Genomic DNA, 20111 nt, shown 5'->3' with positions numbered 1-20111 from the left:
GCCGATAAAAAGATGTGGTCAAAATTCGCGTTCAGGGCTAGCGTCGCAGAGACACCACACAATTGCAGATTTCATTCGTAAAACCCTGGAAGTCATTTCATGTCTGACACAATGCACCCCTTGGCCCCCCACCATTTGCCGCACTATTTTGCCACGGCGGATGGCAGCGATTACCTCTTCACAGTGATGGTTTTCTTTTTGCTGGGTGTGATCTTGCTGGTCGGGGTAGCTTACTTCACGCTGCATGCCTTGCCCGAACAGATGGCACACAAGGGCAATGCAACCCAATTGCAATTGATAAGCATTCTGGCGATGTTGGCGCTCTTCACCCACAACAACATATTCTGGGTCGCCGCGTTGGTCCTTGCCGCATTCAGGCCACCCGATATCGTCACCCCCTTGTCGTCCATCGCGCAGTCCCTTCAAGCCATGGTCAGCAAGGAAAAGTAAGATATGTTCGAGCTTATTTTCTGTTCTTTGTTGACGGTTCTTCCCGATTACCTCTTGCGCCGCCGCTTTCAGGGCAAGCGATGGGGTGTGGAGATCGACTTTTTTACCGTCTGGTACGAATTGCGCTGGGGCATCACCATGTGTGCGATGCTCACCACGATGCTGATCACCATCGTCTTCTACTATCATCCGTCGACGTCAAATGTGGCGTCTTTCTTTAGGACGCTGACCATCCTGTCAGAGGGCGGTGGGCGCGTCGAAGAGGTATATGTTGAGATCAATCAGGATGTGAAAGCGGGCGATCCGATTTTCAAACTTGACGGCAGCAGCCAGGAGGCTTCCGCCGAAACCGCGCGCCGTAAGATCGAAGAGGTTGATGCCGCTCTGGCAGTCGCCGAAGCGCAGCGGGGGACTGCAAATGCCGTGCTGGCTCAGGCACAGGCAGGCTATCAGCAAACGCTGGAGGATTTTCAACGGCAAACGGCCTTACGTGACCGTGGTTCGACCGCCGTAAGCGAACGGGATGTGACGGTATTGCAGAACGAGCTTGCCGTCCGACAAGGCGAAGTGGATGCAGCAAAAGCCGGGCTGGACGCCTTGCAGGTTCAACTGGATGTGCAGTTGCCTGCGCAACGGGCTAGTGCAGAGGCGGCGTTGGAACAAGCCGAGACCGAGATTGAAAAACTCACCGTCTATGCCGGTGTGGATGGGACGATCGAACAACTGACCCTGCGCAAAGGTGATATTGTCAATCCGATCCTGAGGCCTGCCGGGATTCTGGTTCCGGCGGAAGCTGGCCGCAACAGGTTTCAGGCAGGGTTCTCGCAAATTTCTGCTCAGGTCATCAAGAAAGGCGGGGTCGCCGAGATCATGTGTGCCTCCAAGCCCTTTACGGTGATCCCGATGGTGATCACTGAAGTACAGGATGTGATTGCCTCGGGACAGCTGCGCCCTTCGGACCGTCTGCTTGATGTGCAACTGCAGGGCGCGCCCGGGACAATTCTGGCGTTCATGGAACCCATATTCCCCGGTCAGACAGATGACATTCCACCTGGCAGCAGATGCCTTGCCAATGCGTATACCTACAACCATGAATTGCTTGAGGATCCCTCCTTGGGCTTTGGACGCCGGGTGTTTTTGCACGTCGTAGATACGGTGGGTGTCGTTCATGCGGCGGGGCTGCGCATTCGGTCGCTGCTGCTGCCGCTGCAAACTCTGGTCTTCACTGGCCATTGAATTGTCTACCTACGCGCTGCCAGACAAGGAAACCAAAGCTAAGTGACCATGGAACAACGCCATTCGGGTGTGTTATCGCCAAATCTGGCAGGTGCGTTGTTGATGATGGCCTCGATGGCCTGTTTCACATTCAATGACGCGCTGCTCAAAGCAACGGGTGGCGCTGTGCCGCTGTTTCAGTTGTTGTTTTTGCGGGGGTGTCTGGCCACAGTGCTCATCGCTGCCTTGGCATGGTCTCGCGGGGCTTTCAGGTTCGATATCACGCCGAGCGACTGGGCGCTGATCGCATTGCGATCCCTTTCCGAGGTGGGCGCTGCCTATTTCTTTGTCACCGCATTGCTCAACATGCCCCTGGCAAATATCACGGCAATCCTGCAGATTTTACCGCTGACGGTAACGCTGGGATCGGCGCTCTTCTTTCGCGAAGCTGTCGGTTGGCGTCGAACGACGGCCATCCTGATAGGGTTTTGCGGCATGCTTCTGATTGTCAGGCCGGGTCCGGATGGATTTACTCTATGGTCTTTATACGCACTGATCGCGGTGTTGTGCGTCACCGCACGTGATCTGTCCACGCGCCGGTTGTCAAAGGGCGTGCCGTCGCTGCTCGTGACATTTTCCGCTTCGCTGGCTGTTCTCATCGCAGCTGGCGGCGCATCACTGACGATCACATGGTCACCTGTTTCAAATGACATGGGGCTTTTGATTGCCTCCTCTTCGCTCTTTATCGTCGGAGGCTACTTCTTCAGCGTACAGGTGATGCGCGCGGGGGACATTTCCTTCATAGCTCCCTTTCGCTACACCGGGCTCATTTGGGCGCTGATCCTGGGGTGGTTGGTTTTCGGCGAATGGCCCGCCTTCCTGACCTTGTTGGGGGCCTTCATCATTGTCGCAATGGGGCTGTTCACCCTCTACCGCGAGCGCAACCTAATGCGGAGCTGAGAAAAGGCGACGCACGTTATCAGCATCTATATTGTAGGTCATTTTGAAATGGACCTCACCTGCGGCGTCCAGCGGTTGGAGTTGGACTGGCCTGGGTTCGGTCTTCTGACGTGAATCGTTGTAGGGGTGTATGCCGCGCAACATCATATCTGTACCGGTAAAGGTGAGTGTCGGTATATGTTGCCAGATCTTGTTGTGGCTGAAACTCATGATCGTTTGCTGGGACTTGGGACGCGTCACAATGGCCATTCCGGCGGCCCAATAGCTCTCTTTTACGGCGGCGGCCTCAATACCTTCCGCATTTGGGCGGGCGATGTAGCCTTGGTTGAAATCAATCGCGACTGCTTGACTGTCTTCCAGAATTTGGAGGGCAGGTACTGCACGTCTGCGCAGTTCTGCCACAAATCCCCGTGCGACCGCGTCATCGTCATCAAGTCGAAACTGGATGCAGGGCGCCTTCTTGTTGCTTCGCAAAGCGTTTAGGGCGTCGTTCATCACCTCGCGGTGCGGGCCGGGCGCGTGGCGTTGCACAACGATTTGGGGGATATCTTTGACCAGATCGCGCAGACGTTCTGAATACCGGCGTGGCAGGCTGTCGCCAACTACGATCAGAAAGACAAAGTCAGCGTCGGTTTGCGCCCGGATTGAGGGTAGAGTGAAGGCTTCAAACAGGGCGAACCTCGTGGCCATTCTGTCAGGGTCATAGAGATAGGCCCGTCTTTCGGCCAGCGAGGTGCTGCGAACCTGAAAACCACCAATCGCGGGATAAGAAAATCGGCAAATGCCAATCACTTGCATAACGTGGTGCCCCTTGGTTTTAGCGCGGTAAATCCCCTTGCAGCATTGCAGTGTGATGAGTGTATGACAAGACAGGCGGGGCTGTTGACACCGGGTGCGACTCCTTTTATACGCCCGCTATCTCGACGGCAGGAATATCTCCTGCGCGCCGAAATCTGAATTGAAGTGGTCACGATCCGGCCTCCTATCGGCCCGATCCTCTGTAAACCCACCGCGTCGTTTCCTCGGTACGGAAACGTGGCGGTCTTTTCGGTTTGCGCCATAGGCGCATGAACATCGCAGGCGGACGCGTCTGTGAGACAGTATTAACCGCATGGGGGTCGTCCTCGTGCACACATATGTGAGCAACACGGGGAAAGAACCGGAATGCCAACGATCCAACAGCTGATCCGCAAGCCGCGGCAGCCTAAAATTAAACGTTCAAAGTCCATGCACCTGCAGGAATGCCCGCAGAAGCGTGGCGTTTGTACGCGTGTTTATACGACCACTCCCAAAAAGCCGAACTCGGCGATGCGGAAAGTGGCCAAGGTCCGCCTGACCAATGGCTTTGAAGTCATCAGCTACATCCCGGGTGAGTCCCACAATCTTCAGGAACACTCCGTGGTTCTGATCCGTGGCGGCCGTGTCAAAGACCTTCCCGGTGTCCGTTACCACATCCTGCGTGGTGTTCTGGATACCCAAGGCGTCAAAGACCGTAAGCAACGTCGTTCGAAATACGGCGCGAAGCGTCCGAAGTAAGAGGAATAGAGCATGTCCCGTCGCCACGCAGCCGAAAAACGCGAAGTCCTGCCCGACGCCAAATATGGTGATCTGGTTCTGACAAAATTCATGAATAACCTGATGATCGATGGCAAGAAGTCGGTCGCAGAACGTATCGTTTACAGCGCGATGACTCGCGTTGAAGACAAGATCAAACGCGCACCCATCGAGGTTTTCCACGAAGCGTTGGAAAACATTCAACCCTCCGTCGAAGTGCGTTCGCGCCGTGTTGGTGGTGCCACCTATCAGGTGCCCGTCGAAGTGCGCCCCGAGCGTCGTCAGGCGCTGGCGATCCGCTGGTTGATCAAAGCCGCCCGTTCGCGCAACGAGAACACGATGGAAGAGCGCCTTGCTGGTGAGCTTCTGGACGCTGTTCAATCCCGCGGCACTGCCGTGAAGAAGCGCGAAGACACCCACAAGATGGCCGACGCCAACAAAGCGTTCAGCCACTACCGCTGGTAATTACAGTCGCGCCCTATTGGGGCGCGATGATCCGTTTTAGATACCTCAAGGAAGCAGCCCCATGGCACGCGACTATCCGCTCGACCGCTACCGCAACTTTGGCATCATGGCGCACATTGATGCCGGTAAAACAACCTGTTCGGAACGCATCCTGTATTACACAGGCAAATCCCACAACATCGGTGAGGTGCACGATGGTGCGGCCACCATGGACTGGATGGAGCAGGAGCAGGAACGCGGCATTACCATCACATCTGCGGCGACAACAACCTTCTGGGAGCGCACCGAGGACGGTGCGACCGCGGACACGCCCAAGCACCGCATGAACATTATCGACACGCCCGGCCACGTTGACTTCACTATTGAGGTTGAGCGTTCGCTGGCGGTTCTCGACGGCGCAGTTGCCGTTCTGGATGCCAACGCCGGTGTCGAGCCACAGACAGAAACGGTCTGGCGCCAGGCGGATCGCTACAAAGTTCCGCGCATCGTGTTCGTCAACAAGATGGACAAGATCGGCGCAGACTTCTTTAACTGCGTTCACATGATCCAGGACCGTACCGGTGCGACGCCGTGCCCGATTCAGATCCCGATTGGGGCCGAGAACGAGCTCGAAGGCATGATCGATCTGGTCACCATGGAAGAGTGGGTCTGGGAAGGCGAAGATCTGGGCGCTTCCTGGGTGAAAAAGCCAATCCGCGACAGCCTGAAGGCGCAAGCCGAAGAATGGCGTGGCAAGATGATCGAAACCGCCGTCGAAATGGACGACGATGCGATGATGATGTATCTCGAAGGCGAAGAGCCTGATGTACCGACGCTGCGCCGTCTGATCCGCGCCGGAACGCTGGCCATCAAGTTTATCCCGGTTCTTTGCGGGTCCGCGTTCAAGAACAAAGGCGTTCAGCCGCTGCTCAACGCTGTGATCGATTACCTGCCGTCGCCGATGGATGTGGTTGATTACATGGGCTTCAAACCCGGTGACGAGACAGAAACCCGTGACATCGCACGCCGCGCGGACGACAACATGGCGTTCTCTGCTCTGGCGTTCAAGATCATGAATGACCCCTTCGTCGGCACGCTGACCTTCACACGCGTCTATTCCGGTGTGTTGAACAAGGGTGACACGCTGCTGAACTCGACCAAAGAGCGTAAAGAGCGCGTTGGCCGGATGATGATGATGCACTCCAACGATCGCGAAGAGATCACGGAAGCCTTCGCGGGCGACATCATTGCGCTGGCGGGTCTGAAAGACACTACAACCGGGGACACGCTCTGCGCTGTCAACGATCCGGTCGTTCTGGAAACCATGACCTTCCCTGATCCGGTGATCGAGATTGCGGTTGAGCCAAAAACCAAGGCTGACCAAGAGAAGATGTCCACAGGTCTGCAACGTCTTGCTGCCGAAGACCCGTCTTTCCGCGTGGAAACGGATCTGGAATCCGGTCAGACCATCATGAAGGGCATGGGTGAATTGCACCTCGACATCCTGGTGGACCGTCTGAAGCGTGAATTCAAGGTTGAGGCCAACATCGGTGCGCCGCAGGTTGCCTACCGCGAGACCATTGGTCACGAGGTCGAGCACACCTACACGCACAAGAAACAGTCGGGCGGTTCGGGTCAGTTCGCCGAGGTGAAAATGATCATCTCTCCGACGGAGCCGGGTGAAGGCTATTCCTTTGAAAGCCGCATCGTGGGCGGTGCTGTTCCGAAAGAATACATTCCGGGTGTTGAAAAAGGCATCCAGTCGGTCATGGACAGTGGCCCCCTGGCCGGCTTCCCGGTGATCGATTTCAAGGTGGCCCTGATCGACGGTAAATTCCACGATGTGGACTCTTCGGTTCTGGCCTTTGAAATCGCCGCCCGTATGGGCATGCGCGAAGGCATGAAGAAAGCCGGCGCGAAACTGCTCGAGCCGATCATGAAGGTCGAAGTTGTGACGCCTGAGGAATACACCGGTGGCATCATCGGCGACCTCACATCCCGTCGCGGTCAGGTGCAGGGTCAGGACACACGCGGTAACGCGATTGCCATTGATGCATTTGTGCCGCTGGCCAACATGTTCGGCTACATCAACACGCTGCGGTCGATGTCGTCGGGTCGTGCGAACTTCACAATGCAGTTCGACCACTACGAGCCGGTACCACAGAACATCTCTGACGAGATTCAAGCGAAATTCGCATAACACCGGGGCGCCTTCGGGCGCCTCGATCCAACTTCGAGCGGGATTGCCGCTCACCAGAACACTAAGGAGAGGCCACCATGGCAAAGGCAAAGTTTGAACGTACGAAACCGCACGTAAACATCGGCACGATTGGTCACGTTGACCACGGCAAGACGACGTTGACGGCTGCGATCACGAAGTATTTTGGCGATTTTCAGGCCTATGACCAGATTGATGGCGCGCCGGAAGAGAAAGCCCGCGGGATCACCATTTCCACAGCGCACGTGGAATATGAAACCGACGCGCGTCACTACGCACACGTCGACTGCCCCGGCCACGCGGACTATGTGAAAAATATGATCACCGGTGCGGCGCAGATGGACGGCGCGATCCTGGTTGTGAACGCAGCTGACGGCCCGATGCCCCAGACCCGCGAGCACATCCTGCTCGGCCGTCAGGTGGGCATTCCTTACATGGTTGTCTTCATGAACAAGGTCGACCAGGTGGACGACGAAGAGCTGCTGGAACTGGTGGAAATGGAAATCCGCGAGCTGCTGAGCTCTTACGAGTATCCCGGCGACGATATTCCGATCATCGCGGGCTCGGCCCTGGCGGCGATGGAAGGCAACAACCCGGAGATTGGCGAAGCGAAGATTCGCGAATTGATGGCAGCGGTTGACGAATACATCCCGACACCGGCGCGCGCGGTTGACCAGCCGTTCCTGATGCCTGTGGAAGACGTGTTCTCGATTTCCGGTCGCGGTACCGTTGTGACCGGCCGTGTCGAGCGTGGCGTGATCAACGTGGGCGACGAGATCGAAATCGTCGGCATCCGCGACACCAAGAAAACCACCTGTACGGGTGTTGAAATGTTCCGCAAACTGCTGGATCGCGGTGAAGCGGGTGACAACATCGGCGCCCTGCTGCGCGGTATCGATCGTGAAGGTGTGGAACGCGGCCAAGTGCTCTGCAAGCCGGGTTCCGTGACGCCGCACACCAAGTTCGAAGCCGAAGCCTACATCCTGACCAAGGATGAGGGTGGCCGTCACACGCCGTTCTTCGCGAACTATCGTCCGCAGTTCTACTTCCGTACGACGGATGTGACGGGCACGGTTCAGCTGAACGAAGGCACCGAGATGGTGATGCCGGGCGACAACGTGTCTTTCGGCGTTGAACTGATCGCACCGATTGCCATGGAAAACGGCCTGCGCTTCGCCATCCGCGAAGGCGGCCGCACCGTCGGCGCCGGCGTCGTCAGCAAAATTACGGAGTAGTTTCCAACTCGCTCTGGACATTCGGGGTGCCGGGTCATATTCGGCACCCCAGCCATTTCGGGATCCAGGTCTCGAGACGCACAAAGACGCGACGAAGGGTGGCAATAAGGCTGCTCTTCCTCTCCGTTTACAGACCCATCGTTAGGGAAATAGAAAATGGCAATTCAAAGCCAAAACATTCGCATTCGGCTGAAGGCGTTTGACTATCGTGTGCTGGATGCGTCCACGCAGGAAATCGTCAACACCGCCAAGCGAACCGGCGCATCTGTTCGCGGCCCAATTCCGCTGCCGAACAAGATTGAAAAATTCACTGTTCTGCGTGGTCCCCACGTCGACAAGAAATCTCGTGACCAGTTCGAAATCCGCACGCATAAGCGCCTGCTGGATATCGTTGATCCGACGCCCCAGACCGTAGACGCGCTGATGAAGCTCGATCTCGCCGCTGGCGTGGACGTCGAGATCAAGCTGCAATCGTAAACGTAGGAGGGTAATTTCATGTTGCGCTCAGGCGTTATTGCAAAAAAAGTCGGGATGACCCGGCTGTTCATGGAAGACGGCAAACAAATCCCTGTGACCGTTCTTCAACTCGATAAGCTGCAGGTCGTGGCCCAGCGGACCGTTGAAAAGGATGGCTACACAGCTGTTCAACTCGGTGCCGGTGTGGCCAAAGCCAAGCGGACAAGCCAGGCCATGCGGGGCCACTTCGCTTCTGCGAAAGTGGAACCCAAGCGTAAAGTGGCTGAGTTCCGCGTAGACGAAGAGAACCTGATCGGTGTTGGCGAAGAAATCATCGCGGATCACTACTTTGAGGGTCAGTTCGTTGACGTGGCGGGCACCTCCATCGGTAAAGGGTTTGCCGGTGCGATGAAGCGCCACAACTTCGGCGGTCTGCGCGCGTCGCACGGTGTATCGATCTCTCACCGGTCGCACGGCTCCACGGGCCAGTGTCAGGATCCGGGCAAGGTTTTCAAAGGCAAGAAAATGGCCGGTCACATGGGCGCTGCCCGTGTCACCACGCAGAACCTGCAGGTCGTGCGCACAGACACAGACCGGGGCCTGATCATGGTCAAAGGCGCTGTGCCGGGCTCAAAAGGGGGCTGGGTTACAGTCAAGGATGCGGTCAAGAAACCATTCCCTGAGAATGCGATTCTGCCTGCTGCTTTGAAATCTGCTGCCGAGGAAGCTGCAAAAGCCGCTGAAGAAGCCGCCGCTGCTGCTGCCGCCGAGGCCGAAGCAGAAGCCAAGCGTCTGGCTGAAGAACAAGCCGCCGCGGAAGCCGAAGCGCTGAAAGCTGCAGAAGCGGAAATCGCAGCGGACAAGGCGGATGATGCACCCGAAGCTGGCGAAGACAAGAAAGAAGGTGACGCATGAAACTCGATGTCATCAAACTCGACGGCAAGAAAGCCGGTTCGGTAGAGCTGGACGAGGCGCTTTTCGGTCTGGAGCCGCGCGCGGACATCCTGCACCGCGTCGTGCGCTGGCAGCGTAACAACGCGCAGGCTGGCACGCACAAGGTCAGGACCCGTTCGGAAACCAGCTATTCGACCAAGAAGATCTATCGTCAGAAGGGCACCGGCGGCGCACGCCACGGCTCCCGCAACGCGCCGATCTTCCGCGGTGGTGGTATCTACAAGGGCCCGACCCCGCGCAGCCACGGTCACGAGTTGACCAAGAAGTTCCGCAAGCTGGGTCTGTGTCACGCGCTCTCTGCTAAAATGAAAGCAGGCGAACTCGTGATCATCGACGAGGCCTCCTCCGAAGGAAAAACTGCCGCTCTGGCCAAACAGGTCGCAAACCTGGGCTGGAAACGCGCGTTGGTCATCGACGGTGCGTCTGTGAACGAGGACTTCGCCCAAGCCGCGCGCAACATTGACGGTCTGGATATCCTGCCGACAATGGGCGCAAACGTATATGATATCCTCAAGCGTGATACGCTGGTGATCACGAAGGCGGGTGTCGAAGCACTGGAGGCTCGCTTGAAATGAGTGCCAAGGCAGAACATTACGATGTGATCCGCAAGCCGATCATTACCGAGAAAGCCACCATGTCATCCGAAAATGGCGCGGTTGTCTTCGAAGTGGCTATGGACAGCAACAAACCCCAGATCAAGGAGGCTGTTGAAGCGCTCTTTGGTGTGAAGGTCAAAGCGGTCAACACCACGATCACCAAAGGCAAGGTGAAGCGTTTCCGCGGCCAACTCGGCAAGCGGAAAGACGTCAAGAAAGCCTATGTGACGCTGGAAGCCGGCAACACGATTGACGTGTCCACCGGCCTCTAAGTTGCTCGCAATATCTATGTGAAACCCTGGCCTCGTAAGAGGCTGGGGTTTTTTTTGTTTGAGCCCTTCAAATTAACCAAGGCGTTGTGAGGTCCGGTTGGATTGGCTCTGATCCACAGGTTCCCTGGTGTCAGTTGACAACAAAACGGCCACAGTTGTCATGCACTCACAGGTTGTGGTGCGGTTTCACTTTTCGAGGATTGTGTAGCAAACCGGCCACCAACCAGCATTTTTTCCGTGCTATTCTAATCGCTTGTGAAGAGTCTGTTCTCAGTGCCGCGCAGCGGAACGTTTTTGAATGTCCAGTAGGTTCAAAAATTTCATCTCTTCGAGAGGTCGATGTTGTGTCGAATATGGAAGCAAGCGGCGGTACCGAACCGATACCTGAAGGTGAACCCGGGGCGACGGAGCATCCGGTATTTGAAGCGGGTTGGAAAGATCGCCTGAGTGAGGCACGGGCCAAACGCAACAGGCTCCTTTCATCGCGACGCCGTAGCGGCCCTGAGGACACGCCATTAGATCCATCGATACCCAAAGGAAATGTGCCGGGCGAAGAGCCGGAGCCTGGAAACCACGAGCGGACAGGGTTCTGGCTCGGCGTTATACACGCCAATGCGCGCGTTCTGATGTTGGTGTTTTTCGGCGCGGCAGGCTTGGGTCTTGGCGTTACGCTTGGCATTGGTGCCCTGACGGGTGTTGGTGCGTCGCGGGTTGTGACCGTTGACCCGGTGCCCGATCCCGTACTGACCGTGCAGACACAAAAGGTCGCAACCGTGACGCCGCCTCTTGAGGAAAGCCCGCCGCCCGCAAAGCCTGTGGTGATAGATGCGGTCCTTGCGGACGCCGGCAACATTCCCGACGTTCTGGACATGCCGCTGACCGTGGTGGAACCATCCCCCGTGCAGGTCGAAAACATCAGTCTACCCGCGATCTCAGCCGTGCAATACATGCGCGCAGATACGGAGCCTGCCGCCGCGCTCAACCTGCGCTCTTTGCCTGATCTATCCGCAACCGACACCGATGAAATGGTCTACGATGCGTTCACAACGGATCGCTTGCTGTTCTATATCCACGCACCTGACGGCATTTCCAACGGCAGGTTGCAGGCCTATGTCTCCACGCTGGAAGACGCGGGCATCGCTGTCGCAGCAATCGGGCGCGAGAACTTTCGCGTCTCAGCCACGCATTTGCGTTACTACAGCCCACAAAACGCAAGCGTCGCTCAAAACGTGGCAAGTAATCTTGGCGTTGAGGCCCGCGACTTCTCCCAAAATTCGACCAACACAGAGAGAATTGAGGTCTGGTTGGCGGGCCGACCCAAAGCTGTAGAAGAAATCGAAGAGCCTCAGGTAGGTTTCTTTGCCCGGCTCTTCAACAGTCAGAAGGTTGATGCAGAGGCGCTCAGCGAGATAGACTAGTTCGCCTCATTGATCAGCAAGGCCGCACATTCCGGTGAGCCATTCGGCCCTTTAAGCAAAAGCTGACAAGGAGGCCGGTCCCGGCGACGATAAAATTCAGCAAAAAGCATAAAGCGTGGCTTTGCCTCGCTTGACCCTACAGACCCAATCCCCTAAGAGAGCCCATCGGCAAGGCCCCGGATTCGTCCGGGGCTTCGTTGTTGTCCGAAAGGGCATCTAAATCGGGCACCTACGGGGGCCTTCATACCATAGGTGGGGCAACCCGCCGCATAAGCAAAACGGAAGACAGACAACATGGCACTCAAGTCGTATAAACCGACGACGCCGGGCCAGCGTGGGCTGGTACTGATCGACCGTTCGGAGCTCTGGAAAGGCCGCCCGGTCAAAGCCCTCACCGAAGGCTTGACCAAGAACGGCGGACGGAACAACACCGGACGGATCACGATGCGCCGCAAAGGCGGCGGGGCAAAACGCCTCTACCGGATCGTTGACTTCAAGCGGAACAAAATGGATGTGACGGCCACGGTCGAGCGCATCGAATATGACCCTAACCGGACAGCTTTCATCGCCCTTGTGAAATACGAAGACGGCGAGCAGGCCTACATTCTGGCACCGCAGCGTCTGGCTGTGGGTGATAGCGTGGTCGCAAGCGCAAAAGCAGACATCAAGCCCGGTAACGCGATGCCCTTCTCGGGCATGCCCATCGGGACAATCGTGCACAACATCGAGATGAAGCCCGGCAAGGGGGGGCAGATCGCCCGTGCCGCCGGTACCTACGCCCAGTTCGTGGGTCGTGACGGTGGCTACGCGCAAATCCGTCTGAGCTCGGGCGAGCTGCGTCTGGTGCGTCAGGAATGCATGGCCACCGTTGGTGCGGTCAGCAATCCAGACAACTCCAACCAGAACTACGGTAAAGCGGGCCGCATGCGTCACAAGGGCGTCCGCCCGTCTGTGCGTGGTGTTGTCATGAACCCGATCGATCACCCGCATGGTGGTGGTGAAGGTCGGACCTCTGGTGGTCGTCACCCGGTAACCCCATGGGGCAAGCCGACAAAGGGTGCAAAGACCCGGAACAAGAACAAAGCGTCCAGCAAGCTCATTCTGCGCTCGCGGCACGCCAAGAAGAAGGGACGTTAATTCATGTCTCGTTCAGTATGGAAAGGTCCTTTTGTCGACTCTTATGTGTTGAAAAAGGCCGAAGCGTCCCGCGAAAGCGGCCGCAACGAAGTGATCAAGATCTGGTCGCGCCGCTCGACAATCCTGCCGCAGTTCGTGGGTTTGACCTTCGGTGTCTACAATGGCCACAAGCACATCCCAGTTAACGTATCCGAAGAAATGATCGGTCAGAAGTTTGGTGAATATTCGCCAACGCGGACCTATTACGGTCATGCTGCGGACAAAAAAGCGAAGCGGAAGTAAGCCATGAGCAAGGATAAAAATCCCCGCCGCGTGGCTGACAACGAAGCCATGGCAAAACTGCGCATGCTTCGTACAAGCCCGCAGAAACTGAACCTCGTCGCCGCGATGATCCGGGGCAAGAAGGTGGACAAGGCCCTGACGGACCTGACCTTCTCCAAGAAACGGATCGCATTGGATGTGAAGAAATGTCTTCAGTCCGCCATCGCGAACGCGGAAAACAACCACAACCTCGACGTGGACGAGCTGGTCGTCGCAGAGGCCTATGTGGGTAAAAACCTGACCATGAAGCGCGGTCGTCCACGGGCCCGTGGACGTTTCGGCAAGATCATCAAGCCGTTCTCGGAAATCACGATCAAAGTGCGTCAGGTAGAGGAGCAAGCCTAATGGGTAACAAAGTCAATCCGATTGGCATGCGCCTGCAGGTGAACCGCACCTGGGACAGCCGCTGGTATGCCGACACCAAAGATTACGGTGATCTTCTGCTGGAAGACATCGCGATCCGTGATTTCATCAAAGAAGAGTGCAAACAGGCCGGTGTGGCCCGTGTGATCATTGAGCGTCCGCATAAAAAATGCCGCGTGACGATCCACACAGCCCGCCCCGGTGTTATCATCGGCAAGAAAGGGGCGGACATCGAAGGTCTGCGTCAGAAAATCGCCAAGATGACCGACAGCGAGCTGCACCTCAACATCGTTGAAGTTCGCAAGCCGGAACTGGATGCACAACTCGTTGGTGAGAGCATTGCACAACAGCTGGAGCGCCGGGTGTCCTTCCGCCGCGCCATGAAACGTGCCGTGCAAAACGCGATGCGCATGGGGGCCCTGGGCATCCGTGTGAACGTTGCGGGCCGTCTGGGCGGCGCGGAAATCGCGCGGACCGAGTGGTACCGCGAAGGTCGCGTGCCTTTGCACACTTTGCGTGCTGACATCGATTACGCACATGTCGAGGCAACAACTGCCTACGGCATCATCGGGATCAAGACCTGGATCTTCAAAGGCGAGATCATGGAACATGATCCGGCGGCGCGTGACCGCAAAGCACAAGAACTCCAGGATGGCCCAGCACCTCGCGGTGCAGGCGGCCGTCGCTAAGGGGGAATGACAGATGCTACAGCCAAAACGCACGAAATTCCGCAAACAGTTCAAGGGCTCGATCAAGGGTCTGGCGAAGGGTGGGTCTGACCTGAACTTCGGCACCTATGGTCTCAAGGCGATTGAACCCGAGCGGGTCACAGCACGTCAGATCGAAGCGGCCCGCCGCGCGATGACGCGTCACATGAAACGTCAGGGCCGGGTCTGGATCCGGATCTTCCCGGATGTGCCGGTCACGGCCAAACCCATCGAAGTCCGTATGGGTAAAGGTAAAGGCTCGGTCGATCGTTGGGCGGCCAAGGTCAAACCCGGTCGCGTGATGTTCGAAATCGACGGTGTGAATGACGACATCGCCCGCGAGGCCCTGCGTCTGGCGGCAATGAAACTGCCGATCAAAACCCGGGTCGTGGTTCGCGAGGACTGGTAACTCCGTCGTTTCCGCACTGCGGGAACGACGAGGCGGAGGCAGCGTATTTACGTGTAAATGCGCGTTCCGCCCCGGTGGATTTAGAAGCCCTCGTTGAGAAATCAGCGGGGGCTTTTTCTATTCTTGCGGCAAACCCACTTTTTGTCGAAACCAGTTAACCGGTTCCACAACTTGGTTTCTTATCCAAAACATGCCGGGCAGTCCTATCCGCGCTAAAACGTCGAAGAAAGTGACGGTAAGTAATAATGTGCTTAAGTGCCAACTCGGAAGAAATAAGGCGGCTAAAGCTATACCAGAACCTATGACTACAGGAACTTCAAAGGCGGTGGATTTTGCGACCCCACAAAGAAGGACAGCTGAAAGGACAGCCAGAATAGTGATAATTTGATAAACTGGGAACCAGAAAAACACATATACTAAACGGTCTTGATCATATTTTTGGATTAACGATCGCACACTCCATTCGGTAAATCCAAAGTATGTCATCCGGTAAGATTGCACCGCTAAATTATTTTGATGCAACCCTAATACTCTACGAACTGTTTCAGGGCTTAAGATTGGATCGCGACTTTCCGGGTTGCCTGAGTGACAAGCGCTGTTCTATCGGAAGTCCCAAGACAGCTTTCCGAGTGCCGACCCGCAGGTTTTCTGTTAAAACCCGCTACACCGCGCGCGCCTCATTCAATTGGCTGGGCCTAAGCCCAGCTGTAATTGAATGAGACGGAAATCCGTTCTTCTTCCGCCATGTTGAGCGGGACTTCGTGGCGGAGCCAGCTTTCCCAGAGGAGCACGTCTCCGGGTTCGGGGGTGACATAGGAGAAGGTCTGCAACTCGGCGGGGGCGTCTTTCCGGCGCGGGGGGGCGGCCATCATTAGGCCCAGGCGCGGGTCTTCGAGTTTTAGGGCACTGGCACCGAGAGGGACGGCGACGTAGGTGGTGCCGCTGATCACCGAATGCGGGTGGATGTGGCTGGTGTGGATGCCGCCGGGGGGCAGGATGTTGATCCAGATGTCTTCGAGTTTCAGGGGTCTGTCGCCAAGATCGAAAGCGAGGTCCTTGGCGAAAGATTTCACGTGTTTGTCGAGACACTTGACCAGATCTTTGAAGATCGGGAAGCGGTAGGGCAGGTCGGTCAGCGAGGCGTAGCTGGTGTAGCCGGGATAGCCGTTGTCATCACACCAGTTCTGCCCCGCCTCGTCATCTTCGGCGATGGACCAGCAGGAGGCTTCGAGCTCTGCTGTATCAATGGGTTTGCCGTGCTCCGAGAGAGCGGCACGGTAGAGGCGGGTGACGAAGAGGGATTCGATTGTGGACATGATCCTGTCTTAGCCGAGCGACGCGGCGCTGGCGAGAGGGGTTAAGGGCGCGACCGCGCAACACTCCGATGCACGCAAATTCGGAGTCGCGAGCGGCGGGTCCGGAACGCCAGTTAATGCCTGAAAAAAAGAGGTTTTGAGTGATCTTCCATCCGTGCACAGAACGTGCACAGGCCGTGCACCGAAAATCCGCGGAGGGTGGGGTTAATAGGCCGGACGGTAGAGAAGGATTAATTGTCCGTTACTGCGCACAGGGGGTGGTGGCGTGGGGCCCCCGGGTAGAGACTTTGGCCCTGCTCTGAAGGGGGCGGCAAATTCGATGTGGCAGCAGGTGTCACACATACATCGCCATCTGTTGTGCCGATTTCGGCGCTTGAGTGGCTGGCGAGGGTGCCATGTCTGAGTTGAATGGCGTCGGGAGGCACGCTTGCACCTGACGAAGCGGTGCTTTGCAACAGCTGTCGGAAAAATCGCCGGTTAACCCTACGTCAACCTGTGTTCCCGGGTCGTCATTAACACGACGTTAACCATTCCTAAAAAAATATCTGCGAAAAGTACTCTTGAGGAAATCATGAACGTCCAAACGGCCCCGATCAACGACAAGCGGAAGAAAGCATACCAACCAGTAGCGAACATCATCCAGAGAGACACCCATCTCGAAACGCTGACAGCCTTTGATCAGAGCCGTCAGGCGGCGTATTCCGAAGGCGAGACGCGGATTTTCAACGTCGCCAGTGGGATGAAGGTTCCAATCACATTTTCTGACCCGACGTTGCCCGACTGCCCCCTCGTGTTTGCCAACAGTGCTTTCGAACACTTGACGGGCTTCCGGTCGTCCGTGCTGGTGGGAAGCAATTGCAGATTTCTGCAAGGTGAAGACACCGACCGTGATGAGATTGCAAAGATACGGGACGCTGTCGAAAGATGCCGGGCAACCGAGGCGATCATCGTCAACTACAAGGCAAATGGTATGCGGTTCCAAAATCTGCTGGCGATCCGGCCGATCTGGTTTTTTCCTGACCGGTGTTTGCTGATGGGGTGCCAGAACGAATTCAACTTCGGGCTGCGACGCCGCCAAATTGAGCGCAGTTATTACAGTCAATTTGAGAACGCCGCGCAGATGTGCATGAAGCTTCGAGATCAAGAGGCCAAGGCGCGTCAGGCACTTGTGATGCAGGCGGAGGCCGTGGCCGCGCGGATCAGGAATTGCATCCTGCGGCAGAAAGCCCGGCTCTGATCTGTGTTGTCGGCGTGAGGATTTTGCGCCGCAAAACACGGAACGAGGCTATTCGGTGCCAAGTCGCGCCCCGATGGATCAATCTACGCGTCAATCTCATGAACCATGCCAAAGAGATATGCCGCAGATTGCGGCTTTGCGCTTGCAATCTGTAGACGCGAATGCGAGCTTTAGTGTCGTTGAAACAATAGGTTATAGGTGGTTTATGCGCACGCGTCTGTTACGTTTATCGGTGTTATTTTTGCTTTGTTTGGCGGTTAATCCCGCACTGGCGCAAAGACTAAAGTCCATGCAGATTGATGAGAGCTTCGTGGTCACGCCGTTTGGGCCGCGTAACGTCGTCAATGGAAAGCAGACCTACGGCACGCTTGCGTTACATAAGGTTGTAAATGTGAACGGTAAAACGTTCATCTGCGGTGGGATATACAATTTCCCCATTCTATCGACGCATTGGAGGAAGTTCATTCAGCGCGCCGCTGTGATCGCTTCTGATGGCACTCAGATCAAAAAGGGGCTGACGCGTTTGTCGATAGATTTATCAACAAACGAACAGCACGCAATTCGACGGACGCGTACCGATTTGTCAAAGCCGTTGCCGGAGGAAGCACGCAAAAAGCTTGCCAGATCGTATAATGTAACCGCCGATCCAAGGTATTTTCTGGGTCAGACGGTAAAATGCGTAAGGAGCTCCAAGAAATGGCGCCCGGTCTTCTCCGATGGGCGATCTTTTGTCACTTTCCCGTCCCGTATTCTTGTGCGCGTCCCCGACTAGCAACTGTATTTCTCAGGCAGTGCAGGCATTGCTGTGGATCGCAACGTGACGCAACGGTCGGGGCATCACTGGCATGTCTGCAATTGTTCTTTTGCTAGACCCGAAGAGATGCTGAGAATGACCGGGTATTCCGACTGGCCGATGATCTTTGCGCCGGTCCGTCGGAGCCGATTATCTGGGCCGGGAATAAAGGGTTGCGATCATCGCGACATGGGCCTATACGGCCCCTTCATCATGAACTCCACGGGAATCATCGGTGACGCCTCATGGCGGCCTACTCGTGATGTTGAAAGGAAAAAGGGCGATGGACGCCAAAGAACTGCATGACAAAACGTCTGACCAGCTGCGTGAAGAGCTGGCCAATCTGAAGAAAGCCTCCTTCAACCTGCGCTTCCAGCAAGCGACAGGCCAGTTGGAGAACCCTGCACAGATCCGCAAGGCCCGCCGTGACGCGGCGCGTGTGAAGACTGTGCTGAACCAAAAAGCAGCAACCGCTGCAGCATCTGAATAAGGAGAGCCCTCATGCCAAAGCGTATCCTGCAGGGAGTCGTCACTTCTGATGCCAACGCACAAACCGTTACCGTGTCCGTCGAGCGCCGCTTTACGCACCCGGTTCTGAAAAAAACCATCCGTAAGTCCAAGAAATACCGGGCGCACGATGAGAAGAACACGTTCAAAGTGGGCGATAGCGTCCGCATCATCGAATGTGCACCAAAGTCGAAAACCAAACGTTGGGAAGTGCTCGAAGCCGCTGAGGCCTGAGCACCAACCGCTTAATCGAAACCCTGGGGATGAAGGCCACGCATCGGCCCCCCAAAGGTCGGGAGAAACCAAATGATCCAGATGCAGACCAACCTGGATGTTGCTGACAACAGCGGCGCGCGCCGTGTTCAGTGCATCAAGGTTCTGGGTGGTTCCAAGCGTAAATACGCCTCCGTCGGCGACATCATTGTCGTCTCGGTGAAGGAAGCCATCCCCCGCGGTCGTGTAAAGAAGGGTGACGTCCGCAAGGCCGTTGTCGTTCGCACGGCCAAGGAAGTTCGCCGCGAAGACGGCACCGCGATCCGCTTTGATCGCAACGCCGCTGTCATTCTCAACAACAACAACGAGCCGATCGGTACACGTATCTTTGGCCCGGTTGTACGTGAGTTGCGCGCGAAAAACTTCATGAAAATCATCTCGCTCGCGCCGGAGGTGCTGTAATCATGGCTGCCAAGTTGAAAAAAGGTGACAAGGTCATCGTGCTGGCCGGCAAGGACAAGGGCAAGACAGGCACCATTTCGTCTGTGGATCCGAAGTCGAACAAGGCCATCGTGGACGGCGTGAACATCTCCATCCGCGCCACACGCCAATCTCAGGAAAGCCAGGGGGGCCGTATCCCCAAGGCGATGCCGCTCGATTTGTCCAACCTCGCAATCGTGGATGCCAACGGCAAAGCCACACGCGTAGGCTTCAAGATGGACGGCGACAAGAAAGTACGCTTTGCCAAAACCACGGGGGACGTGATCGATGCTTGATAGTGCAACCTACACACCCCGCCTGAAGGCTGCCTATGCGGAGACCATCCGCCCGGCGATGAAAGAAGAGTTCGGCTACAAGAACGACATGCAGATCCCGCGTCTGGACAAGATTGTCCTGAACATTGGCTGCGGTGCCGAGGCCGTGCGTGACAGCAAGAAAGCCAAATCGGCGCAGGAAGATCTGACGCTGATTGCAGGCCAGAAGGCGCTGACCACAACGGCCAAGAAATCCATCGCGGGTTTCCGGGTGCGTGAAGACATGCCGATGGGCGCGAAAGTGACCCTGCGCGGCGACCGCATGTATGAATTCCTCGATCGTCTGGTCACAATTGCTCTGCCCCGCGTCCGCGACTTCCGTGGCGTATCGGGCAAATCTTTCGATGGACGTGGCAACTACGCCATGGGCCTCAAAGAGCACCTTGTGTTCCCGGAGATCAATTTCGACAAGATCGACGAGAACTGGGGAATGGACATCGTGATCGCCACAACGGCGGAAACCGACGCTGAAGCAAAGAGCCTGTTGAAAGCTTTCAACATGCCTTTCAACAGCTGATCGG

General features: G+C 56.5%; 27 protein-coding genes. 24 read left to right on the top strand and 3 right to left on the bottom strand.

The annotated features are described in order from the left end of the window. The first annotated feature begins 99 nt into the window (after positions 1-99). From ACOTTU_RS11305 to ACOTTU_RS11295, 3 genes are read left to right on the top strand one after another with little or no spacing between them, the layout of a single operon-like run. Positions 100-450, top strand: coding sequence for a hypothetical protein (locus ACOTTU_RS11305; protein WP_298919298.1), 351 nt, complete (start codon positions 100-102; stop codon positions 448-450). Positions 451-453: 3 nt separating this feature from the next. Beyond that, positions 454-1686, top strand: a complete 1233-nt coding sequence (locus ACOTTU_RS11300) for an HlyD family secretion protein (protein WP_425658065.1) — start codon at positions 454-456, stop codon at positions 1684-1686. 48 nt (positions 1687-1734) lie between these two features. Beyond that, positions 1735-2625, top strand: a complete 891-nt coding sequence (locus tag ACOTTU_RS11295; RefSeq protein ID WP_425658064.1) for a DMT family transporter — start codon at positions 1735-1737, stop codon at positions 2623-2625. Here the strand turns inward: ACOTTU_RS11295 and ACOTTU_RS11290 are convergent. Continuing rightward, the gene (locus tag ACOTTU_RS11290) at positions 2611-3423 is read right to left on the bottom strand and encodes a putative rhamnosyl transferase (protein ID WP_425658062.1); all 813 of its coding nucleotides are present in this window, start codon (positions 3421-3423) and stop codon (positions 2611-2613) included. The two genes, ACOTTU_RS11295 and ACOTTU_RS11290, sit on opposite strands and share 15 nt — an antisense overlap. A gap of 366 nt (positions 3424-3789) precedes the next feature. Here ACOTTU_RS11290 and rpsL point away from each other — a divergent pair, with 366 nt between their 5' ends. The 14 genes from rpsL (at position 3790) to rplP (ending at position 14709) form a co-directional block, all read left to right on the top strand. Further along, on the top strand, positions 3790-4161 hold the full coding sequence (gene rpsL, locus ACOTTU_RS11285; RefSeq protein ID WP_011570072.1) for a 30S ribosomal protein S12: 372 nt from the start codon (positions 3790-3792) through the stop codon (positions 4159-4161). Between the two features lie 12 nt (positions 4162-4173). Continuing rightward, positions 4174-4644 (top strand): 30S ribosomal protein S7, encoded by a 471-nt coding sequence (gene rpsG, locus ACOTTU_RS11280; RefSeq protein WP_298919290.1) that lies wholly within the window; start codon positions 4174-4176, stop codon positions 4642-4644. Positions 4645-4705: 61 nt separating this feature from the next. Further along, complete coding sequence (gene fusA, locus ACOTTU_RS11275) at positions 4706-6823, top strand: elongation factor G (protein ID WP_425658059.1); 2118 nt, start codon at positions 4706-4708, stop codon at positions 6821-6823. Between the two features lie 77 nt (positions 6824-6900). Then, a complete protein-coding gene (tuf, locus tag ACOTTU_RS11270; RefSeq protein WP_298919286.1) occupies positions 6901-8076 on the top strand; it encodes an elongation factor Tu in 1176 nt (391 codons plus the stop codon). A gap of 162 nt (positions 8077-8238) precedes the next feature. Next, the gene (rpsJ, locus tag ACOTTU_RS11265; protein ID WP_108838874.1) at positions 8239-8553 is read left to right on the top strand and encodes a 30S ribosomal protein S10; all 315 of its coding nucleotides are present in this window, start codon (positions 8239-8241) and stop codon (positions 8551-8553) included. Positions 8554-8571: 18 nt separating this feature from the next. Continuing rightward, on the top strand, positions 8572-9447 hold the full coding sequence (gene rplC, locus ACOTTU_RS11260) for a 50S ribosomal protein L3 (RefSeq protein WP_298919284.1): 876 nt from the start codon (positions 8572-8574) through the stop codon (positions 9445-9447). Beyond that, positions 9444-10061 (top strand): 50S ribosomal protein L4, encoded by a 618-nt coding sequence (rplD, locus tag ACOTTU_RS11255; protein ID WP_425658057.1) that lies wholly within the window; start codon positions 9444-9446, stop codon positions 10059-10061. Before rplC ends, rplD begins: the two co-directional genes overlap by 4 nt. After that, a complete protein-coding gene (locus ACOTTU_RS11250; RefSeq protein ID WP_298919281.1) occupies positions 10058-10354 on the top strand; it encodes a 50S ribosomal protein L23 in 297 nt (98 codons plus the stop codon). Before rplD ends, ACOTTU_RS11250 begins: the two co-directional genes overlap by 4 nt. A 344-nt stretch (positions 10355-10698) precedes the next feature. Continuing rightward, positions 10699-11772: a hypothetical protein gene (locus ACOTTU_RS11245; protein WP_425658055.1), complete on the top strand. Its 1074-nt coding sequence runs from the start codon at positions 10699-10701 to the stop codon at positions 11770-11772. Between the two features lie 294 nt (positions 11773-12066). Further along, positions 12067-12909, top strand: coding sequence for a 50S ribosomal protein L2 (gene rplB, locus ACOTTU_RS11240; protein ID WP_425658053.1), 843 nt, complete (start codon positions 12067-12069; stop codon positions 12907-12909). A gap of 3 nt (positions 12910-12912) precedes the next feature. Next, the gene (rpsS, locus tag ACOTTU_RS11235; RefSeq protein WP_025059469.1) at positions 12913-13191 is read left to right on the top strand and encodes a 30S ribosomal protein S19; all 279 of its coding nucleotides are present in this window, start codon (positions 12913-12915) and stop codon (positions 13189-13191) included. A 3-nt stretch (positions 13192-13194) separates the two neighbouring features. Beyond that, on the top strand, positions 13195-13575 hold the full coding sequence (gene rplV / locus ACOTTU_RS11230; RefSeq protein ID WP_195819734.1) for a 50S ribosomal protein L22: 381 nt from the start codon (positions 13195-13197) through the stop codon (positions 13573-13575). Then, complete coding sequence (rpsC, locus tag ACOTTU_RS11225; protein WP_298919274.1) at positions 13575-14282, top strand: 30S ribosomal protein S3; 708 nt, start codon at positions 13575-13577, stop codon at positions 14280-14282. The genes rplV and rpsC overlap by 1 nt, the downstream gene beginning before the upstream one ends. Positions 14283-14295: 13 nt before the next feature. Then, positions 14296-14709, top strand: a complete 414-nt coding sequence (gene rplP / locus ACOTTU_RS11220; protein WP_298919273.1) for a 50S ribosomal protein L16 — start codon at positions 14296-14298, stop codon at positions 14707-14709. A gap of 117 nt (positions 14710-14826) precedes the next feature. Here the strand turns inward: rplP and ACOTTU_RS11215 are convergent, their stop codons facing one another. Together ACOTTU_RS11215 and ACOTTU_RS11210 are read right to left on the bottom strand one after the other, a co-directional pair. Further along, complete coding sequence (locus ACOTTU_RS11215) at positions 14827-15195, bottom strand: hypothetical protein (RefSeq protein WP_425658050.1); 369 nt, start codon at positions 15193-15195, stop codon at positions 14827-14829. A gap of 209 nt (positions 15196-15404) precedes the next feature. After that, positions 15405-16025 (bottom strand): TIGR02466 family protein, encoded by a 621-nt coding sequence (locus tag ACOTTU_RS11210; protein WP_425658048.1) that lies wholly within the window; start codon positions 16023-16025, stop codon positions 15405-15407. 571 nt (positions 16026-16596) lie between these two features. Here ACOTTU_RS11210 and ACOTTU_RS11205 point away from each other — a divergent pair. The 7 genes from ACOTTU_RS11205 to rplE all read left to right on the top strand — a co-directional run bounded on the left by ACOTTU_RS11205 (position 16597) and on the right by rplE (position 20107). After that, positions 16597-17262 carry a PAS domain-containing protein gene (locus ACOTTU_RS11205; RefSeq protein WP_425658046.1) on the top strand — a complete coding sequence of 222 codons (666 nt, stop codon included), beginning with the start codon at positions 16597-16599 and terminating at the stop codon, positions 17260-17262. Positions 17263-17380: 118 nt separating this feature from the next. After that, positions 17381-18034, top strand: a complete 654-nt coding sequence (locus ACOTTU_RS11200; RefSeq protein WP_425658044.1) for a hypothetical protein — start codon at positions 17381-17383, stop codon at positions 18032-18034. 304 nt (positions 18035-18338) lie between these two features. Further along, positions 18339-18545, top strand: a complete 207-nt coding sequence (rpmC, locus tag ACOTTU_RS11195; RefSeq protein ID WP_425658042.1) for a 50S ribosomal protein L29 — start codon at positions 18339-18341, stop codon at positions 18543-18545. 11 nt (positions 18546-18556) lie between these two features. After that, positions 18557-18796 (top strand): 30S ribosomal protein S17, encoded by a 240-nt coding sequence (rpsQ, locus tag ACOTTU_RS11190; protein WP_298919265.1) that lies wholly within the window; start codon positions 18557-18559, stop codon positions 18794-18796. 72 nt (positions 18797-18868) lie between these two features. Beyond that, positions 18869-19237, top strand: a complete 369-nt coding sequence (gene rplN / locus ACOTTU_RS11185; RefSeq protein WP_011567679.1) for a 50S ribosomal protein L14 — start codon at positions 18869-18871, stop codon at positions 19235-19237. Between the two features lie 2 nt (positions 19238-19239). Further along, complete coding sequence (gene rplX, locus ACOTTU_RS11180) at positions 19240-19551, top strand: 50S ribosomal protein L24 (protein ID WP_298919263.1); 312 nt, start codon at positions 19240-19242, stop codon at positions 19549-19551. Continuing rightward, positions 19544-20107 (top strand): 50S ribosomal protein L5, encoded by a 564-nt coding sequence (rplE, locus tag ACOTTU_RS11175; protein ID WP_298919261.1) that lies wholly within the window; start codon positions 19544-19546, stop codon positions 20105-20107. Before rplX ends, rplE begins: the two co-directional genes overlap by 8 nt. Positions 20108-20111: the final 4 nt, after the last annotated feature.

This window comes from Roseobacter sp. EG26, assembly GCF_049830555.1.
In the GTDB taxonomy this organism is placed as follows: domain Bacteria; phylum Pseudomonadota; class Alphaproteobacteria; order Rhodobacterales; family Rhodobacteraceae; genus Roseobacter.
The sequence above is the reverse complement of the archived record's forward strand: the minus strand, read 5'-3'. Positions and strand labels throughout refer to the sequence as shown.

Excerpts from the sequence above, each read along its gene's own strand:
- ACOTTU_RS11305 (WP_298919298.1), top strand. The coding sequence starts at position 100 with ATGTCTGACACAATGCACCCCTTGGCCCCCCACCATTTGCCGCACTAT.
- ACOTTU_RS11300 (WP_425658065.1), top strand. The coding sequence starts at position 454 with ATGTTCGAGCTTATTTTCTGTTCTTTGTTGACGGTTCTTCCCGATTAC.
- ACOTTU_RS11295 (WP_425658064.1), top strand. The coding sequence starts at position 1,735 with ATGGAACAACGCCATTCGGGTGTGTTATCGCCAAATCTGGCAGGTGCG.
- ACOTTU_RS11290 (WP_425658062.1), bottom strand. The coding sequence starts at position 3,423 with ATGCAAGTGATTGGCATTTGCCGATTTTCTTATCCCGCGATTGGTGGT.
- rpsL (WP_011570072.1), top strand. The coding sequence starts at position 3,790 with ATGCCAACGATCCAACAGCTGATCCGCAAGCCGCGGCAGCCTAAAATT.
- rpsG (WP_298919290.1), top strand. The coding sequence starts at position 4,174 with ATGTCCCGTCGCCACGCAGCCGAAAAACGCGAAGTCCTGCCCGACGCC.
- fusA (WP_425658059.1), top strand. The coding sequence starts at position 4,706 with ATGGCACGCGACTATCCGCTCGACCGCTACCGCAACTTTGGCATCATG.
- tuf (WP_298919286.1), top strand. The coding sequence starts at position 6,901 with ATGGCAAAGGCAAAGTTTGAACGTACGAAACCGCACGTAAACATCGGC.
- rplC (WP_298919284.1), top strand. The coding sequence starts at position 8,572 with ATGTTGCGCTCAGGCGTTATTGCAAAAAAAGTCGGGATGACCCGGCTG.
- rplD (WP_425658057.1), top strand. The coding sequence starts at position 9,444 with ATGAAACTCGATGTCATCAAACTCGACGGCAAGAAAGCCGGTTCGGTA.
- ACOTTU_RS11250 (WP_298919281.1), top strand. The coding sequence starts at position 10,058 with ATGAGTGCCAAGGCAGAACATTACGATGTGATCCGCAAGCCGATCATT.
- rplB (WP_425658053.1), top strand. The coding sequence starts at position 12,067 with ATGGCACTCAAGTCGTATAAACCGACGACGCCGGGCCAGCGTGGGCTG.
- rpsS (WP_025059469.1), top strand. The coding sequence starts at position 12,913 with ATGTCTCGTTCAGTATGGAAAGGTCCTTTTGTCGACTCTTATGTGTTG.
- rplV (WP_195819734.1), top strand. The coding sequence starts at position 13,195 with ATGAGCAAGGATAAAAATCCCCGCCGCGTGGCTGACAACGAAGCCATG.
- rpsC (WP_298919274.1), top strand. The coding sequence starts at position 13,575 with ATGGGTAACAAAGTCAATCCGATTGGCATGCGCCTGCAGGTGAACCGC.
- rplP (WP_298919273.1), top strand. The coding sequence starts at position 14,296 with ATGCTACAGCCAAAACGCACGAAATTCCGCAAACAGTTCAAGGGCTCG.
- ACOTTU_RS11215 (WP_425658050.1), bottom strand. The coding sequence starts at position 15,195 with ATGACATACTTTGGATTTACCGAATGGAGTGTGCGATCGTTAATCCAA.
- ACOTTU_RS11210 (WP_425658048.1), bottom strand. The coding sequence starts at position 16,025 with ATGTCCACAATCGAATCCCTCTTCGTCACCCGCCTCTACCGTGCCGCT.
- ACOTTU_RS11205 (WP_425658046.1), top strand. The coding sequence starts at position 16,597 with ATGAACGTCCAAACGGCCCCGATCAACGACAAGCGGAAGAAAGCATAC.
- ACOTTU_RS11200 (WP_425658044.1), top strand. The coding sequence starts at position 17,381 with ATGCCGCAGATTGCGGCTTTGCGCTTGCAATCTGTAGACGCGAATGCG.
- rpmC (WP_425658042.1), top strand. The coding sequence starts at position 18,339 with ATGGACGCCAAAGAACTGCATGACAAAACGTCTGACCAGCTGCGTGAA.
- rpsQ (WP_298919265.1), top strand. The coding sequence starts at position 18,557 with ATGCCAAAGCGTATCCTGCAGGGAGTCGTCACTTCTGATGCCAACGCA.
- rplN (WP_011567679.1), top strand. The coding sequence starts at position 18,869 with ATGATCCAGATGCAGACCAACCTGGATGTTGCTGACAACAGCGGCGCG.
- rplX (WP_298919263.1), top strand. The coding sequence starts at position 19,240 with ATGGCTGCCAAGTTGAAAAAAGGTGACAAGGTCATCGTGCTGGCCGGC.
- rplE (WP_298919261.1), top strand. The coding sequence starts at position 19,544 with ATGCTTGATAGTGCAACCTACACACCCCGCCTGAAGGCTGCCTATGCG.